Origin of the sequence: Serratia sp. szju (assembly GCF_044594185.1) — a bacterium.
Lineage (GTDB): Bacteria > Pseudomonadota > Gammaproteobacteria > Enterobacterales > Enterobacteriaceae > Serratia > Serratia bockelmannii.
Genome location: NZ_CP172576.1, coordinates 611279 through 628303 on the forward strand (window position 1 = coordinate 611279; position 17025 = coordinate 628303).

Annotated in this window: 16 protein-coding genes and 1 other annotated feature; of the genes, 7 read left to right on the forward strand and 9 right to left on the reverse strand. The window is 59.8% G+C overall.

Annotated elements, in window-relative coordinates; all coding sequences use genetic code 11:
- The 4 genes from thrB to RE418_RS03000 form a co-directional block, all read right to left on the reverse strand.
- Positions 1 to 930: a homoserine kinase gene (gene thrB / locus RE418_RS02985; protein WP_089180551.1), complete on the reverse strand. Its 930-nt coding sequence runs from the start codon at positions 928 to 930 to the stop codon at positions 1 to 3.
- Between the two features lies 1 nt (position 931).
- Positions 932 to 3391 carry a bifunctional aspartate kinase/homoserine dehydrogenase I gene (thrA, locus tag RE418_RS02990; protein ID WP_043136016.1) on the reverse strand — a complete coding sequence of 820 codons (2460 nt, stop codon included), beginning with the start codon at positions 3389 to 3391 and terminating at the stop codon, positions 932 to 934.
- A gap of 24 nt (positions 3392 to 3415) precedes the next feature.
- Positions 3416 to 3533 (reverse strand) — a sequence feature (Thr leader region).
- On the reverse strand, positions 3472 to 3558 hold the full coding sequence (gene thrL, locus RE418_RS02995) for a thr operon leader peptide (RefSeq protein ID WP_071525951.1): 87 nt from the start codon (positions 3556 to 3558) through the stop codon (positions 3472 to 3474). (Overlaps the previous feature by 62 nt.)
- Positions 3559 to 3752: 194 nt before the next feature.
- Positions 3753 to 4439: a tRNA/rRNA methyltransferase gene (locus RE418_RS03000; RefSeq protein WP_025305230.1), complete on the reverse strand. Its 687-nt coding sequence runs from the start codon at positions 4437 to 4439 to the stop codon at positions 3753 to 3755.
- Positions 4440 to 5068: 629 nt separating this feature from the next.
- On the opposite strand from RE418_RS03000, the gene arcA reads away from it, so the two are divergent.
- Positions 5069 to 5785, forward strand: a complete 717-nt coding sequence (arcA, locus tag RE418_RS03005; RefSeq protein WP_025305229.1) for a two-component system response regulator ArcA — start codon at positions 5069 to 5071, stop codon at positions 5783 to 5785.
- A gap of 52 nt (positions 5786 to 5837) precedes the next feature.
- On the opposite strand, the gene creA is transcribed toward arcA, so the two are convergent.
- Positions 5838 to 6317, reverse strand: a complete 480-nt coding sequence (gene creA / locus RE418_RS03010) for a protein CreA (RefSeq protein ID WP_004933005.1) — start codon at positions 6315 to 6317, stop codon at positions 5838 to 5840.
- Between the two features lie 342 nt (positions 6318 to 6659).
- Here creA and robA point away from each other — a divergent pair, with 342 nt between their 5' ends.
- A complete protein-coding gene (gene robA / locus RE418_RS03015; protein WP_025305228.1) occupies positions 6660 to 7529 on the forward strand; it encodes an MDR efflux pump AcrAB transcriptional activator RobA in 870 nt (289 codons plus the stop codon).
- On the opposite strand, the gene gpmB is transcribed toward robA, so the two are convergent.
- Positions 7526 to 8173, reverse strand: coding sequence for a 2,3-diphosphoglycerate-dependent phosphoglycerate mutase GpmB (gpmB, locus tag RE418_RS03020; RefSeq protein WP_025305227.1), 648 nt, complete (start codon positions 8171 to 8173; stop codon positions 7526 to 7528). The genes robA and gpmB overlap by 4 nt on opposite strands.
- Positions 8174 to 8274: 101 nt before the next feature.
- Between gpmB and yjjX the strand changes: the two genes are divergently transcribed.
- Positions 8275 to 8793 carry an inosine/xanthosine triphosphatase gene (yjjX, locus tag RE418_RS03025; protein WP_004933015.1) on the forward strand — a complete coding sequence of 173 codons (519 nt, stop codon included), beginning with the start codon at positions 8275 to 8277 and terminating at the stop codon, positions 8791 to 8793.
- A gap of 11 nt (positions 8794 to 8804) precedes the next feature.
- Here the strand turns inward: yjjX and trpR are convergent, their stop codons facing one another.
- Together trpR and sltY are read right to left on the reverse strand one after the other, a co-directional pair.
- Positions 8805 to 9134: a trp operon repressor gene (trpR, locus tag RE418_RS03030; protein WP_016929152.1), complete on the reverse strand. Its 330-nt coding sequence runs from the start codon at positions 9132 to 9134 to the stop codon at positions 8805 to 8807.
- A 54-nt stretch (positions 9135 to 9188) separates the two neighbouring features.
- Positions 9189 to 11117 carry a murein transglycosylase gene (gene sltY, locus RE418_RS03035; RefSeq protein WP_038630194.1) on the reverse strand — a complete coding sequence of 643 codons (1929 nt, stop codon included), beginning with the start codon at positions 11115 to 11117 and terminating at the stop codon, positions 9189 to 9191.
- Between the two features lie 633 nt (positions 11118 to 11750).
- Here sltY and RE418_RS03040 point away from each other — a divergent pair.
- The 4 genes from RE418_RS03040 (at position 11751) to ettA (ending at position 15952) form a co-directional block, all read left to right on the forward strand.
- Positions 11751 to 12362, forward strand: a complete 612-nt coding sequence (locus RE418_RS03040) for a YfiR/HmsC family protein (RefSeq protein ID WP_025305224.1) — start codon at positions 11751 to 11753, stop codon at positions 12360 to 12362.
- Positions 12359 to 13606: a diguanylate cyclase domain-containing protein gene (locus RE418_RS03045; protein WP_025305223.1), complete on the forward strand. Its 1248-nt coding sequence runs from the start codon at positions 12359 to 12361 to the stop codon at positions 13604 to 13606. The genes RE418_RS03040 and RE418_RS03045 overlap by 4 nt, the downstream gene beginning before the upstream one ends.
- Before the next feature lie 38 nt (positions 13607 to 13644).
- Positions 13645 to 14142 carry an OmpA family protein gene (locus RE418_RS03050; RefSeq protein WP_049294810.1) on the forward strand — a complete coding sequence of 166 codons (498 nt, stop codon included), beginning with the start codon at positions 13645 to 13647 and terminating at the stop codon, positions 14140 to 14142.
- Positions 14143 to 14284: 142 nt separating this feature from the next.
- Complete coding sequence (gene ettA / locus RE418_RS03055) at positions 14285 to 15952, forward strand: energy-dependent translational throttle protein EttA (protein ID WP_025159620.1); 1668 nt, start codon at positions 14285 to 14287, stop codon at positions 15950 to 15952.
- 30 nt (positions 15953 to 15982) lie between these two features.
- On the opposite strand, the gene RE418_RS03060 is transcribed toward ettA, so the two are convergent.
- Positions 15983 to 16888 carry an AraC family transcriptional regulator gene (locus RE418_RS03060; RefSeq protein WP_089181658.1) on the reverse strand — a complete coding sequence of 302 codons (906 nt, stop codon included), beginning with the start codon at positions 16886 to 16888 and terminating at the stop codon, positions 15983 to 15985.
- Positions 16889 to 17025: the final 137 nt, after the last annotated feature.

Consider the following 17025-nt stretch of genomic DNA (forward strand, 5'->3'; position numbering starts at 1 on the left):
TTATCCCAGTAGTCGAGCGCCTGCAGTATCCAGACGGCAAATATGAACAAAACCTTCGTCGTTTTGCAGATAGTGTTGTTGCAGCCAGGCGGCCATGCGTTGCGCGGTGGCGCCGTCGTTGCAGACGGCGAACAGCGTCGGGCCGGAGCCGGAGATGCCGCAGGCCAGCGCGCCGATGTCCTGCGCCGCCTTGCGCGCTTCGGCGAAGCCCGGCAACAGCCGGGTGCGGTACGGTTCAGCGATCACGTCCTGCATTAATTTGGCGGCCAGCCGCGGCTGCCGGGTGTGGCAGGCGTGAATAAAGCCGGCCAGGTAGCGGCCGTGGCTGATGCAATCCTGACGACGGTATTGCGCGGGTAAAATGGCGCGCGCTTCGGCGGTGGACACCTTGATGCCGGGATAGGCCATGACCCACAGCCAATCGTCGAAGCACGGCACCTCCTGGCTGATGATGCCTTCTTCTTCCAGCATCAGCTGCAGGCCGCCCAAATAGCATGGCGCCACGTTGTCGTAATGCACGCTGCCGGAAATGCGGCCTTCCAGCTCGCCCATCAGGCCAAGCAGCGTCGTCTTATCCAGCGGCCGATCGCAGAATTCGTTCATCGCCATCAGCCCAGCCACCACCGAACAGGCGCTGGAACCCAGCCCCGATCCGATCGGCATGTTCTTTTCCAAGCGCATCGCCACCGGCACTTCGCGGCCGATCTCCTGGCAGAAACGCTCCCAGCATTGATAAACGATGTTCTCTTTCGGCTCGGCCGGCAGCTTGCTGACGAAGCGCCCGGCATTCTGCAAACTGAACGTTTCGGCGGCTTCGACGCTGACGCAGTCGCCCAGCAGCGTGCCGTCGATCGGCGAAACCGCCGCGCCCAGCACATCGAAACCGACGCTGACGTTACCGATCGAGGCCGGTGCATACACCTTAACCATATTAAACTCCCAACTTCCATGACAGTGTGCGCAGCAGATCGGCAAACACGCCCGCTGCGGTCACATCGTTACCGGCGCCGTAGCCGCGCAGCACCAGCGGCAGCGGCTGATAATAGCGGCTGTAGAAGGCCAGCGCGTTCTCGCCGTTCTTCACTTTATACAACGGATCGTTGCCGTCCACCGCCTCGATGCGCACCTTGCAGCGCCCTTCGTCGATCAGGCCGACATAGCGCAGCACCTTGCCTTGCTCGGCGGCGTTGGCCACGTTGCGCGCGAATTCTTTATCCAGCTCCGGCAGCCGCGCCAGGAACTGATCCACATCGCCCGACGCGTCGAAGGACGGCGGCAGCACCGCCTCAACCTCGATATCGCTCAGTTCCAGTTTGTAACCGGCCTCGCGCGCCAGGATCAGCAGCTTGCGCGCCACGTCCATACCGGACAGGTCGTCGCGCGGATCCGGTTCGGTGTAGCCGTTGGCCCTGGCCTGCAGGGTCGCGGCCGACAGCGACATCCCTTCGTCCAGCTTGCCGAAGATAAAGGACAGCGACCCGGACAGGATGCCGGAGAAGCGCACCAGCTCATCGCCGGCGTTCAGCAGGTTTTGCAGGTTCTCAATCACCGGCAGACCGGCGCCAACGTTGGTGTCGTAGAGAAACTTGCGGTGCGAACCGGCAGCGGCCGCGCGCAGTTGCTGATAATAGTTCATCGACGAGGTGTTGGCCTTTTTGTTCGGCGTCACCACGTGGAAACCGTCCGCCAGGAAGTCCACGTATTGATCGGCCACCGCCTGGCTGGAGGTACAGTCGACGATCACCGGGTTCAGCAGGTGATACTCCTTCACCAGCCGGATCAGGCGGCCGAGATTGAACGGCTCCTGCGCGCCGGCCAGCTCGTCGCGCCAGCTGTCCAGCGCGATGCCGTGCACGTTGGTCAGCATCACGCGTGAGTTGGCGATGCCGCACACCCGCAGGTCGATATGTTTTTGCTTCAGCCACGGCTGCTGGCGGTAGACTTGCTCGATCAGCGCCCCGCCGACGCCGCCGACGCCGATGACGAACACTTCGATCACCTGATCGGTGTTGAACAGCATCTGGTGGCTAACGCGCACGCCGGTGGTGGCGGAATCATTGCTGACCACCACCGAAATTGAACGCTCGGAAGAGCCCTGGGCGATAGCGACGATATTGATGTTGGCGCGCGCCAGCGCGGAGAAGAAGCGCGCGGAGATGCCACGCAGGGTGCGCATGCCGTCACCGACCACCGAGATGATCGCCAGGCGTTCCATGACGTCCAGCGGATCCAGCACGCCGTCTTTCAGCTCCAGGTAGAACTCCTCCTCCAGCGCCCGGCGGGCGCGCTGCAGTTCACCCTGCGGCACGCAGAAGCTGATGCTGTATTCGGAAGAGGATTGGGTGATCAACACCACCGAAATGCCGGCGCGCGACATCACGGCGAACACCCGCGCGGCCATGCCGACCATGCCTTTCATGCCCGGGCCGGAGACGTTGATCATCGCCATGTTGTTCAGGTTGGTAATGCCTTTGACCGGCATCGCGTCATCGGTGCTGTCTTTGCCGATCAGCGTGCCGGGGGCTTGCGGGTTAGAGGTGTTTTTAATCAGGCAAGGGATTTGGAACTGGGCAATCGGTGTGATGGTGCGAGGGTGCAGCACTTTGGCGCCGAAGTAGGAGAGCTCCATCGCCTCCTGGTACGACATCGATTTCAGCAGCCTGGCGTCCGGTACGGTGCGTGGATCGCAGGTATACACACCGTCGACGTCGGTCCAGATTTCGCAACAGTCGGCGCGCAGGCAGGCGGCCAGCACCGCGGCGGAATAGTCGGAGCCGTTGCGGCCCAACACCACCAGCTCGCCCTTGTCGTTACCGGCGGTGAAACCGGCCATCAGCACGATGTGGTCGGCCGGGATCGCCGCGGCGGCGATGCGTAGCGTGGACTCGGCGATGTCCACGGTAGACTCCAGGTAGTGGCCCTGCGCCAGCAGCTTCTCCACCGGGTTGATCACCGTGACCGGATAGCCCTTGGCGCGGAACACCCCTTCCATGATGGCGATGGAGAGTTTTTCGCCGCGGCAGATGATCGCCGCGTTCACGCTGTCCGGGCACTGCCCCAACAGCGAGACGCCGTGCAGCACCTGCTTGAGTTGCGCGAACTCCTGATCGACCACGCCTTTCAGGCGATCGTATTCAAAGCCCGGCAGCGCCTGCGCCAGGCCGCTCAGCAGATCGGCAAAGATCCGCTCGGCGTCGCTGATATTCGGCAGAATGTCCTGACCCGCCACCGTCTTGTCGATCATCGCCACCAGATGGTTGGTGATCTTTGCGGGGGCGGACAAGACCGTGGCTACCTGTCCCTGACGCGCGTTACTTTCCATGATGTCGGCGACGCGCAGAAAACGTTCCGCATTCGCTACCGAGGTTCCGCCAAATTTCAGCACTCGCATGTGTCATCTCTCCGAATTTAAGCCGAAAAAAAAGCCCGCACTGATTAGGTGCGGGCTTTTTTCTGTGTTTCCTGTGCGCGTCAGCCCGCCCCGTTACCTGTGGTATCGGTGGTGGTAATAATTGTGGTTTTCAGGCTGATGTTGCGCATGTTGTCTGTCTGTCTCATGAAATACTCTGTCCCCTCTATTGGTTAAAGCAATCGCTATCCCAAGTCAAACTATTTCTTTTTTTTGCTTATTTTCCGTTCAGCGGCGACATTGCGCGATATCGGAGGTGAAAAGCAAAACGACAGAACAAAAAAACAACTTAAAGCCGATTTACTAGTGGATCACGCTGGGTAACCGTCTGATGGAGCCGCTATCACTTGGCGAGTTTTTTTTCGATGTCGTGCAGCAGCGTATGCAACATCGCCGTGTCTCGCTGTTGCAACGCCCCGAGGCGCTGATGCAGCCAATCGCGCAATTTTTGGTCATCGCCGACATCCAAAGCGTTCAACAAGGCATCGGCGCGGTGGCGCAGCGCTTTGAGTTGCCCTTCCGACGCCACCTTTTCCTGCGGCGTGCTGACGCCCATCAGGCTCGCCAACTGGTAGCAGTACACCATCACCGCCTGGCCCAGGTTAAGCGACGGGTAGTCCGCCTGCATCGGCACGCCGGTCAGCAAATCTGCCAGCGCCAGCTCTTCGTTGGTCAGGCCGGAATCTTCGCGGCCGAACACCAGCGCGGCCTGGCCGACCCACTGCTTACGCTCACTCAGCTGTTCCAGCAGCTCAGGCGGCGTGCAGTAGTAGTGAAAACGCGCGCGGCTGCGGGCGGTGGTGGCGACCGTGAAGTCTACATCCGCCAGCGCCTGTTCCAACGTGGCGAACGTTTGCACGCCGTCGAGGATCTCGCCGGCCCCGTGTGCCACCCAGCGTGCAGCCGGCTGCAGGTGCGCCTCGCTGTCGACGATGCGCAACGAAGCGAAGCCCATGGTTTTCATCGCGCGCGCCGCCGCGCCGACGTTTTCCGGCCGCGCCGGAGCCACTAAAACAATATGAAGCTGCATCACTCTTCCACCGAAGGCGGGCCTGCGCTTTTGACGGTATCGCAGCGCCCGCTTATATTTACAATTGCGTAACAATAAACGCGTTAATAGCAACAAACAAGATTAAACGGCTCGTTGAGCTAATAAATCCGCCGTAACAGTCATTATTCATGCTTATGTTTTACTGTATTTATTTATCAATGAGTTAAAACAAGACGATGATCAATAAGCGAATAATTGTATCCTATCGGGCCCGATAATGCTGAATCGTTCACAGAATTTGAGGTTCTGTGACTTAAACTGGCATTTCTGTAAGTGTTTTTCACAAATCTGTTAACGTGCTACAATTGAATTTGATATATGTCAACAAAGCGTAGTTTTGTTGGGTGATGAATTCGGCACGCGCTGTTATATTGCTGTTAATGGGGTTAGGATATGCGCCGATTTGGCACCCCAGGGGTTGTAGGGAACAGCATCCCCACCAGGCTAGCGATCTTGTTGACATGAGATGGAAAGTGCATCAAGAACGAGTTTACGTACTTTAGTCATTTGCTGAGAGGGAACGTGGCGCTATCTCTGCCCTCCTCTAAGAAAACAGAGACTTCTGTACTTCCTATTTTCTATTTTGTTGGCAATTTTAGGTAGCAAATATGCAGACCCCGCACATTCTGATTGTCGAAGACGAGTTAGTCACTCGTAACACCCTGAAGAGCATTTTCGAGGCGGAAGGCTACATTGTTCATGAAGCCAATGATGGTGCAGAGATGCACAATATCCTGTCTGAAAATGATATCAATCTGGTCATCATGGACATCAACCTGCCAGGCAAAAACGGCCTGCTGTTGGCGCGCGAACTGCGTGAACAGGCCAGCGTCGCCTTGATGTTCCTGACCGGCCGCGATAACGAAGTGGATAAGATCCTCGGCCTGGAAATCGGCGCCGACGATTACATCACCAAGCCGTTCAACCCGCGTGAGCTGACTATCCGCGCACGTAACCTGCTGTCGCGCACCATGAATCTGGGCAGCCTGGGCGAAGAGCGCCGCCTGGTCGAGAGCTACAAGTTCAACGGGTGGGAACTGGACATCAACAGCCGCTCGCTGATCAGCCCGGCCGGCGAACAGTACAAACTGCCGCGCAGTGAATTCCGCGCCATGCTGCACTTCTGCGAAAACCCGGGCAAGATCCAATCCCGCGGCGAACTGCTGAAGAAGATGACCGGTCGCGAACTGAAGCCACATGACCGCACCGTGGACGTCACCATCCGTCGCATTCGCAAACACTTCGAATCGACGCCGGACACGCCGGAAATCATCGCCACCATTCACGGCGAAGGCTACCGCTTCTGCGGCGAGCTGGAAGAGTAACTCCCGCCTGCCGTCATGAAAACGGGGTTCAGCATGCTGAACCCCGTTTTTTTTATTTCGTCTCAGCCCACGGCATGATCGGCACCGCGCTCAGCGCATTTTTCGGCGAGCCATCGATCACCTTGTCTGAATAGCTCAGGTAGATCAGTGAATTGCGCTTGGCGTCGTAGAAGCGCACCACCTGCAGTTTCTTGAACACCAGCGAAGTGCGTTTCTGGAACACCACATCGCCTTCCGCCTTGCCGTTTTTGATCTTGTCGCTCAGCTCTATAGGCCCGACCTGCTGGCAGGAAATGGCCGCGTCGGCGGTGTCTTCCGCCAGCCCCAGGCCCCCTTTGATGCCGCCGGTTTTGGCGCGGCTGATATAACAAGTTACATTTTTAACATCCGGATCGTCGAACGCTTCGACCACGATTTTGTGGTCCGGTCCCAACAATTTAAACACCGTATCAACGGAACCCACTTGCTCCGCCTGTGCGCTTCCCACGGTTGCGCAAACCAAACCGAATAAAAATATCCAGCTTTTTTTCATTTACTTAACTCCGATATAACCTTGCCGCAAAAATAGGTTCGGCGATCGCCATTATTTATGTCTAAGCTCACGGAATCGGTTTTATACGGGTCCGCACCGTCCGTTTTAGCACAGAGCGTGACAAAAATCTTTGAGAGTCGCGGAGTAAAAAAGTTGCTATGATGCGGCGTCGTTATTTCTTTGCGCCCACTACGGTGTACCCCAATCCAACTCTGGCGCGGCATGCGCAGCAGAGGCAAAGAGTGCAACGCATAATGGCTCATGGATCGGTCTGATAGCGCAGCACCAGCGTGACGAATCAACAGTTCGGGTTCCTACCCCCAAGCTTTACGAGGAAGATCTATGGATCAAGCCGGTATCATTCGTGATCTGCTTAGCTGGCTGGAAAGCCATTTGGACCAACCCTTGTCGCTGGATAACGTGGCGGCCAAGGCCGGCTACTCCAAATGGCATCTGCAACGGATGTTCAAAGATATTACCGGTAATGCCATCGGTGCTTACATCCGGGCAAGGAGACTGTCCAAAGCCGCCGTCGCGCTGCGTCTGACCAGCCGGCCGATTTTGGATATCGCCCTGCAATATCGTTTCGACTCGCAGCAGACCTTCACCCGCGCCTTCAAAAAACAGTTTGCGCAAACGCCGGCGCTGTACCGCCGCGCCGAGGACTGGAATGCGTTCGGCATCTGTCCGCCGATCCGTCTGGGGGCCTTCACTCTGCCGCAGCCGGAATTCGTCTCGCTGCCAGACAAACACCTGGTCGGCCTGACCCAAAGCTACTCCTGTACGCTGGAACAGATCACCACCGTGCGCACTGAACTGCGCTCGCAGTTCTGGCGTCAGTTCCTCGGTGACGTCGAAACCCTGCCGCCGGTGCTGTACGGGCTGCACCACTCGCGCCCAAGCCAGGAGAAGGACGACGAACAGGAAGTGCTGTATACCACGGCGCTGGAGCCGGATCAGGTGCCTGACAAGGTACAGGAAGGCCAGCCGCTGGTGTTGCCGGGCGGTGAGTTTGCGATGTTCAGCTACGAAGGGCCAACCGAGAACCTGCAAGACTTTATTCTGACGGTGTACGGCACCTGCCTGCCGGCGCTCCAACTGACGCGCCGCAAAGGGCACGACATCGAACGCTTCTACCCGAAAGGCGAGCGCCGTCCGCATCAGGCGCCTATCGAGATCAAGTGCGATTACCTGATCCCGATTCGGCGTTAACGCTGCAGTTCGTCCAACGCGGGCATGTCCAGGTGCGTGACATCGCCCGCCGTTTCCACGATCCAGCCGGAAGCCAGCCACGGGCTCTGCTGATGATCGACGCGCGACAGTGAGCAGTTGCGCAAGCGCAAGCGGCGTTCCGCATAGGCCGGCAGCCCCAGCACCGTACTGATCAAACACCCCAAAGCGATGCCATGACTGACGAGCAGCGGCTTGCTGCCTTCCGGCAGCATCAGGCAGCTCTCCAGCGCGGCGCGCATGCGCTCGCCGAGTTCCTCCATGGATTCGCCTTGAGGGATACGGCCGTCAGGAGTACCATCGACCATCTGTTTGCGCCACTGCTCTTCCTGCGGCGTCAAACTGTCGATCAGGCGTTCTTCCAGAACCCCCATGTGCAGCTCACGCAAACGCGGATCGCCAATCACTTCGCAGCCACAGGCTTCGGCGATGATTTGCGCGGTGCGGCGCGTGCGCCCCAGATCGCTGGTAATGATGTGCGTAATGCCTTCTTTGCTGACCCGCCTGGCGACCAGACGGGCCTGGTGTTCACCCATGGCGGTTAACGGGCTGTCGGACTGACCCTGGATGCGGCGAGCCGCGTTCCATTCCGTTTCGCCATGGCGAACGAGGTATACCTGTAACATTTTTGTTTTCCGTTATACTGCGTGAAATTTGCGTTTATCCCCGGCCCGGCGGCGCTTTTGCCGCTGCCCGGCGTATCGGCCAGAAGGATATCAAACCCGTTATGTACCATGTTGTCGCTGCAACTACCAACCCGGCAAAGATCAAGGCTATTCAACTCGCCTTCGATGACGTCTTTGGCGCGGGCCAATACCGCATTGAATCCGTTGACGTCGCCAGCGGCGTCTCGCTGCAGCCGATAGGCAACCACGAAACCCGCACCGGTTCGCGTCAACGCGTGATGGAAGCGCGCCAGGTCAGGCCCGAGGCCGATTTTTGGGTCGGCGTGGAAGCCGGGATTGAAGAGAATATGACCTTCGCCTGGATGACCATCGAGAACCCGCACATCCGTGGCGAATCCCGCTCGGCGAGCCTGATGCTGCCGGAAGTCATCTTACAAGGTATTCGCGCCGGTCGCGAATTGGGCAGCGAAATGGCGGCGATCACCGGCAACGCCGAGGTGAAACGTCAGGGCGGCGCCATCGGCGTCTTCACTGACGGCCGGCTGAGCCGCACCAGCGTTTACCACCAGGCGCTGCTGCTGGCGCTGGTGCCGTTCCACAACGCCATCTATCAGCAATAACGCTGAGTCTACTAGGGCGCGTCGTGCAGCAACTGCTGCTCAAGCCACTGTTTCAGCGCGGGTGAAGCCGCTTTCAAGCTGTTAGAACCGCGGGTGATGGTGGCGATCCCCGCGCCCAGTTCATTTTTCAGCTCGCGCTGGCTCATCTCGCCACGCATCAATTCCTGAATGATCCGCACCCGGGTGCCCAGCGCGGTGCGCTCGTCCGGCGTCAACATCAGCTGCAACAGCGGTTGATGAAGTTCTTGCGCAAACGAATTCTGCAGCAGCGCGACGAAGCGCAGCCAATCCTCATTGCCTTGTTCTGAAAGAGCGGGGTCGTTTAACGATAATTGCGTCATGGCAGCCACCATACTATTTAACTAGTACAGCAGCATACCATAGGGCCGTCAAAATCAATAACGTCTCTGCCACTCGGCGTCGGTCAGCACCTTGGCCGGCCGGTGCGTCAGATAACGGTAAAACGCATCATAAGCCAGCACGTTCTTGACGTAGCCGCGGGTTTCAGAGAACGGAATGCTTTCGATGAACGCCACCGGATCGATCCGCCCCGCGCTGTTGCCCAGCCAGGTATTCACCCGCGACGGGCCGGCATTATAGGCGGCGCTCGACAGAATGCGGTTGCGGCCGAACTGCTGATAGACCGACTCCAGATAGCTGGTGCCGATGGTGATATTGGTCTGCGGATCGAACAGTTGGCTCGGGCCGACATAGCCGGGAATATTGAACATCTGCACCGTATGCTGCGCGGTGCGCGGCATCACCTGCATCAGGCCGGCGGCACCGACCGGCGACTGCGCCTTCGGATTCCAGGCGCTCTCCTGGCGCGCGATCGCCATCGCATAGCTGCTGGTGATCCCCTTGTCATCGGTGGCGCGGCGGAACTCCTGTGGCCAAGCGACCGGGAAGCGTTCCTCCAGATGATCCCACAGTTTGCCGACGATGGTCGCCTGCACGCTCAGATCGGCCCATTTTTGCTCAAAGGCGTAGCGCGCCAGTGCCTCTTGTTCCGGCCGGCTGCGGCTGGCGACGTAGGAGCCCCATTCGCTGCGGGCCAGGTTGTCCATATTCCAGTACATCAGCTCGCGTACCCGGGCGACCTCCGGCCCGTCGACCAGCGACGTGCGCGGCTTGGCCGCCACCGCCACCATCACCGGATAAGTGGCGTTCAGCTTCTGCGCCGCCACCATCGGATAGAAACCGCGTTCGGTCATCAGGTTGCGCAACATCTCCTCGCCTTCGGCGCGTTTGCCTTCGTCCATCAGCTGACTGGCGCGCCAGTAGCGCCACTCATCCTTGTTGCGCGACGCTTCTGGCAGACGGGCCAGCCAGGTCGCGACGCCCTGCCGATCGCCGTTACCCAGCGCCATGCGCACCCGGCGCTCCAGCAGCGAAGGCGAACGGCTGCGCAGAATCACCTGATCGCGCCACTGCGCCTGTTCATAGGTAGCGTCGCTGCCCATCAGGCGCCAGGCCACTGACTCTTCCAGCCCCAGCCGCTCGTCGTCGCTCATTTTCTGCAGCCGCGCGAGCGTCGGGATCATCGCCCGCGCGTTTTCCACATCCTGCCGCGCCAGGCGTTCAAAGGCGATGCCGGTGGCGGCACGGGTAAAGTCGGTCGGCCCTACGCTGCGGGCGAAGGCTTCCACGGTGGTCGGATCGTTTTGCAAGCGCACCAGGGCGTTGCCCATGGTTTGATAGTCGGCCGGCAGTTGGCTGTAAAGGTTGCTGACCAGCGAGCTGTTGCCCTCTTTCAGCGCCAGCTTCATACGCGCCAGAATATCCAGCGGCGTTTGCTTGCCTGCGCCGCGCCAGACGCTGAACAGCCGATCGCAGGCGCTCGGCAACGTTTTGCCGTTCAACCACAGTTCATCGGCGCCGCTCCAGGCCGCCTGCTGGTCGCCGGTAGCCCATTTGGCGTAGTAATAGTTGCAGCGCGCCGCCACCGGTTTGGGCGGCTGTGGGCTGAAGGCCAGCAGGGTGCGCCAGTCTTCGCGCCGCGCCAGCTCATTGACGAAGCGCGGCGCCAGCGATTTCGCCGGCGGCAGCGTAGGGTTGCGCTTGATAAAGTCGTTCACCTCGGAGAACCCCGCCTGGCTAAGATCCTGTGTCAGCTCGCGGTATTCCAGGTAAGGATAAAGCGGATAATCACGCAGCGTCGGCATCAGCTGCGCCACCACGTCCATCTGATTGCCGTCCCACGCCTGTTTGATCTGCTGGTAGCGCTGACGTTGCGCATCCAGAGAATCCGCCAGCGCCGCGCCTGAAAACGCCGTCAGGCACAGCCCCATTGCCAACAGCCGTCGCTTGTCCACCTTGACCATCCTCGCTCTTTCCTCACTGGTTGTACCGAGGGAGCCGCCCAGCCCCCCCGGTGACCGCCGCGCACGGCGCCGCGGGACAAAATAAAGCCGGGCGCACGGCCCGGACGCAGATATCTACCATAGACAGCGCAATCGCTTATCCATTCAATACTGTAGAAGAAGAAGTGTATCGCCATGACGGGAGCCAGGTAAAAAACGTTTACTTTGACTGACAAATCAGGTCGCCGGGATATTTCCAGTTACCGGATTTTTATTAACCGGCCCGGTGTTTATGAAAGAAGTAAAATGCTTTTTAATTATTAGCTATCACATTATTTCATTTGAGATATGAGCCCGCCGTTGCGCAAATCGCCTGACAGCTGGCCAAACGCGCCAACTTTGCAGAAAAGCGGTGGCAAACCCGGGTAGGCATTTTTATACTATCAAAAATAAGTAGGATAATTCCGAGAAAACAGCACATAAAGCGCCCAACGAAGACATCTTATAATACAATCCGCGCCAATTATGGGTTAGATAGTGTTCATTAGGCAGTGCGACTGACAGCTTTCAGCAAAACGATAGTCCCTTCAAGCGGGCCGGATTTTTCCTTGTCAGGCCACGGCCTGCGGGCGGTGGATCAGGCCGGAATGGCGGGTGAAGATGGCGAATAAGACCGCGATAGCAATGCGTTGCGCAAAAAGCCCCGAGCCGGGCTTCCTTGGCGCACGCCTGAATATCGGTCGCCTGCTGCTGATCGTTTTGTTAGCGCTGCTGACGTTGTCCGGGCCTGCGCACGCCGCCGATGATCCCTATCAAAAGCGCACGCACGCCGTGACGACCGTGGTGGTAGGCATCATCAGCTACGCCCGCTGGTCGCGTGAACCCAATCCGATCCGCTTGTGCGTGACCGCGCCCACCCAGTATGCCGAAGGGCTGTTCGATCCGATCCTGCTGAGCGCGCCGCGCCCGATTAAAGCCGAGCGCGTGCCGTTCGACAGCCCAACGCTGAGTACCGGCTGCGATGTCATCTACTTAGGGAACATCACCGCCGCGCAGAGACAAAATTTCATGCAGCGCATTTCCGGCAACTCCATTCTCAGCATCAGCGAAAACGATAGCGAATGCTCCGCCGGCAGCGCTTTTTGCCTGCAGATCGATGGGGACCAGGCCAGTTTCAAGGTCAACCTGGACGCTCTGGCGCGCAGCGGCGTGCGCGTTCACCCCAACGTGCTGCAGCTGGCACGCAAACAGGCGCCGCCGCTATGAGGCTGTTGCGTAGAAACCGCTCCGGCAATGCGCGCCCGACGCTGGGCCGAGTGCTGCAGCGGGTGCATCTTGGGCTGGCGCTGATCGCCGTCGGCACCGCCGGCATCTTTTTGACGCTGGTGGCGCTGTTTGCGCTGCGCGCCTATGCCAATCACAACCTGCACCTGATCGCGCGCTCCATCAGCTATACCGTCGAAGCCGCCGTAGTGTTTGAAGATCGCACTGCCGCGCGCGAGGCGCTGATGCTGATCGCCTCCAACGAAGAGGTATCGGACGTGCGGATCCTCGACAACAACGGCAAGATGCTAGCCAACTGGCGCCATCCCACCGATGGGCCGCTGCATGGCCTTGAGCAGATCGTCGCGCACTGGGCGCTGCCCGAGCCGGTCATTCTGCCTATCACCCACGAGGGCAAGCAGGTCGGTCAGGTCTGGCTGAGCGGTAACGGCGGCAGCCTGCTGCGTTTCCTGTTGCGCGGCATGGTCGGTATGATCGCCTGCCTGGTGCTCAGCACCCTGTGCGCCCTGGTGTTGTCGCGCCGTATGCTGGTCGGCATCGTCAGTTCGCTGGACGACATCGCCAATGTGGCGCATGCGGTGCGCCGCGATCGCACCTTCGGCCTGCGGGTGCCGTCGGCGCCTATCGCCGAGTTGCATGAGCTCAGCAACGATTTCAACGGCTTGCTCGACGAGCTGGAGGCCTGGCAGGCCCATCTGAAGCAGGAGAACGACTCGCTGGCGCACCGGGCAACGCACGACAGCCTGACCGGTTTGCCGAACCGCGCCTTCTTCGAAGGGCGACTGAGCCGGGCGCTGGGCGATATCGAATCGCCGGCGAAATTGGCGGTGCTGTTTATCGACGGCGATCGTTTCAAGGAGGTGAACGACAGTTACGGCCACGCCGCAGGCGATGCGGTGCTGACCACCATTGCCGGGCGCATTCGCGCGCAGCTGCGCGAAACCGATCTGGTCGCACGCCTGGGAGGGGATGAATTCGCCGTGCTGCTGGCGCCGGTACACGGCACGGAAGATGTCTTGCAGATCGCTGACAACATCATCGACTGCATGACGCAACCGGTCATTTTGCCGAACGACGAGACGGTCATTACCTCTCTGAGTATCGGTATTGCGCTGTACCCTGATCACGCGTCAACGCCTCAGGGTCTTTTGCACGAAGCTGACGATGCGATGTATCAGGCAAAGCATCGTTATAACGGAGGCTGGCGGCTGGCTATACATAAATAAGAGCCCCGGCTATAACACTTGAACTAGGGATTTTGACTATGATACAGCAACTGTTTAAAGGTCGTTTTTCACTGCTGGCGATAACGTTCGTCGCCCTGCTGGCGCTCGCCGGCTGCCAGAGCAAACCGCAGGGCCTGACGCCCGAGCAGGTTGCGCTGCTGCAATCGCAGGGCTTCAAACTGACCGATAACGGCTGGGAGTTCGGCCTGTCGGATAAAGTGCTGTTCGGCAACAATATCGGCAAGCTGAACCCGGAAAGCACCGAGACGGTGCAGAAGATGGGCCGTGCGCTGCTGAGCGTCGGCATCACCAAGTTCCGCCTGGACGGCCATACCGACAACTACGGTGAAGACAGCTACAACGACCAGCTATCCCTGCGCCGCGCCGATGCGGTGGCCGATCTGCTGGCCAGCGTCGGCATTCCGCGCGCCAATATCGAAACTCGCGGCATGGGCAAACGCGACCCCGTTGCCGATAACCGCACCTCCAGCGGCCGCGCGGAAAACCGCCGCGTCGCGATCGTCGTCACGCCATAAGCCACCAATATGCGCCTTTATCGGCGCATAAACGGTTATACTTAGCGATCGCTGAGCGATGTCTGGGATCCGAGATCGAAACGGGCTACACTCATGCCGCCAGACATCCTATAAATACTGATATAGAGAGGCTTAGAGCAACGTGGCTCAATACGTCTATACCATGCACCGCGTCGGCAAGGTAGTACCGCCGAAGCGTCATATTTTGAAAAACATCTCCCTGAGCTTCTTCCCTGGGGCAAAAATCGGCGTACTGGGCCTGAACGGCGCCGGTAAGTCCACCCTGCTGCGCATCATGGCCGGCATCGATACCGATATCGAAGGGGAAGCGCGCCCGCAACCGGGCATCAAGATCGGTTATCTGCCGCAGGAGCCGCAGCTTAACCTCGAACACACCGTGCGTGAATCGGTGGAAGAAGCGCTGGCGGAAGTGGTCGGCGCGCTGAAACGCCTGGACGAAGTGTACGCGCTGTACGCGGAAGAAGGCGCAGACTTCGACAAGCTGGCCGCCGAACAGGGCCGCCTGGAAGAGATCATTCAGGCGCACGACGGTCACAACCTCAACGCCCAACTGGAACGCGCCGCCGATGCGCTGCGCCTGCCGGACTGGGACGCCAAAATCGCCCACCTGTCCGGGGGTGAACGCCGCCGCGTCGCGCTGTGCCGCCTGCTGCTTGAAAAACCGGACATGCTGCTGCTGGACGAACCGACCAACCACCTGGACGCCGAGTCCGTGGCCTGGCTGGAACGCTTCCTGCACGACTTCGAAGGCACCGTGGTGGCGATCACCCACGACCGTTACTTCCTGGATAACGTGGCCGGCTGGATCCTCGAACTGGACCGCGGCGAAGGCATCCCGTGGGAAGGCAACTACTCGTCCTGGCTGGAGCAGAAAGACGCGCGTCTGGCGCAGGAAGCGTCCGCCGAAGCCGCTCGTCGCAAGTCGATCGAGAAAGAGCTGGAGTGGGTGCGTCAGGGTGCCAAAGGCCGTCAGTCCAAAGGCAAGGCCCGTTTGGCCCGCTTCGAAGAGCTGAACAACACCGAATACCAGAAACGTAACGAAACCAACGAACTGTTCATCCCACCTGGCGCGCGCCTGGGCGATAAAGTGGTCGAAGTCAGCAACCTGCGCAAGTCCTACGGCGACCGCCTGCTGATCGATGACCTGTCGTTCTCGGTGCCGAAAGGGGCAATCGTCGGCATCATCGGCCCGAACGGCGCGGGTAAATCCACGCTGTTCCGCATGATGTCCGGTCAGGAGCAGCCTGATTCCGGCAGCATCGTGTTGGGCGATACCGTCAAGCTGGCGTCCGTCGATCAGTTCCGCGACAGCATGGACGGTTCGAAAACCGTGTGGGAAGAAGTCTCCGGCGGGCAGGACATCATGCGCATCGGCAACACCGAGATGCCGAGCCGTGCCTATGTCGGCCGCTTCAACTTCAAGGGCGTCGATCAGGGCAAACGCGTGGGCGAGCTGTCCGGCGGTGAGCGTGGCCGTCTGCACCTGGCCAAGCTGCTGCAGGTTGGCGGCAACGTGCTGCTGCTCGATGAACCGACCAACGACCTGGATATCGAAACCTTGCGCGCACTGGAAAACGCCCTGCTGGAATTCCCTGGCTGCGCCATGGTGATCTCGCACGACCGTTGGTTCCTCGACCGTATCGCCACCCACATCCTGGACTACCAGGACGAGGGCAAGGTGGAATTCTTCGAAGGCAACTTCACCGAGTACGAAGAGTACAAGAAGCGTACGCTGGGCGCCGACGCGCTCGAGCCGCACCGCATCAAGTACAAGAAGATCGCCAAGTAATACGAAAGGCGCCGCATGCGGCGCCTTTTTTTATGCCCGCGCCCGCCGATAGTCGCGCGGCGAGCATGCCATCATGCGCTTAAAGGCGTGGCTGAACGCGCTGTCTGAGTCGTATCCCAAACGCTGCGCGATGACGGACACCGGTTCGCTGCCGGTACGCAAAGCCCGCGCCGCCAGCAACATGCGCCAGCGCGACACGTATTCAAGCGGTGCCATGCCGGCCTTCTGCTTGAAGCGCAGCGCCAACGTCGAACGGGAAACGCTCGCCGCGTCGGCCAACGCCGCCACCGTCCAGCGCCGGGCGGGATCGGCGTGCACCGCCAGCATCGCGGCGCCGATGCGCGGATCGAACAAGGCGGGCAGCCAACCCGACGCCGCACTTTCCTCCCCCATCAGGTAAATCCGCAGTGCCTGGGTCAACATGATTTGCCCCAGATGATGCGTCATCAACGTACTGCCCGGCGAAGGCCTAACCAGCTCATCCGCCAGCCGTTGCAACGCCCATTGCAGCACGGCAGCCTCTTCCGTGCCTCCGCGGATCACCATCAGCGCGGGCAGGCTGCCAAACAGCCGTTCCACTTCCTGGCCGAAGCTAAAGCGGCCACCGATAAACAGGCACGTTTCCCCCTCGCCGCAGCTCGCCATGCCGTTTTTCGCCTGCAGATAGAGCGCGTCGGCGTCGAGCGCCGGCAGTGACAAGTCGCTGCCAACGGTCAGCGGCAGGCTGCGAGTCAGCAATAAACAGTCGCCGGCCGCCAGCCACAGCGGCTCGGCCTGCCCTTCCGCCGCCAGCCAACAGCCGCCGCGCACCACCGCGTTGAACTTCCCGCCTTGCGGAGCGGGAAAATGAACGGCCCAGTCGCCGCCGGCCTTCAGGCCGCCGAAAAACGCATTCTGGCTGTTCAGTGGCGCCAGCACTTCCGATAAAGGATCCATACCCTCTCCCCCCAAGGCCCTTTCAAGAGCATAGCCCGTGCGATGCTCCAGCCAAAGGCCTTAGGACGATGGCGACAGAAATTAGGTTTTTGTTGCATTCAGCCGCTGATAGAGCCGACTTACACTCCCAGTGTCAC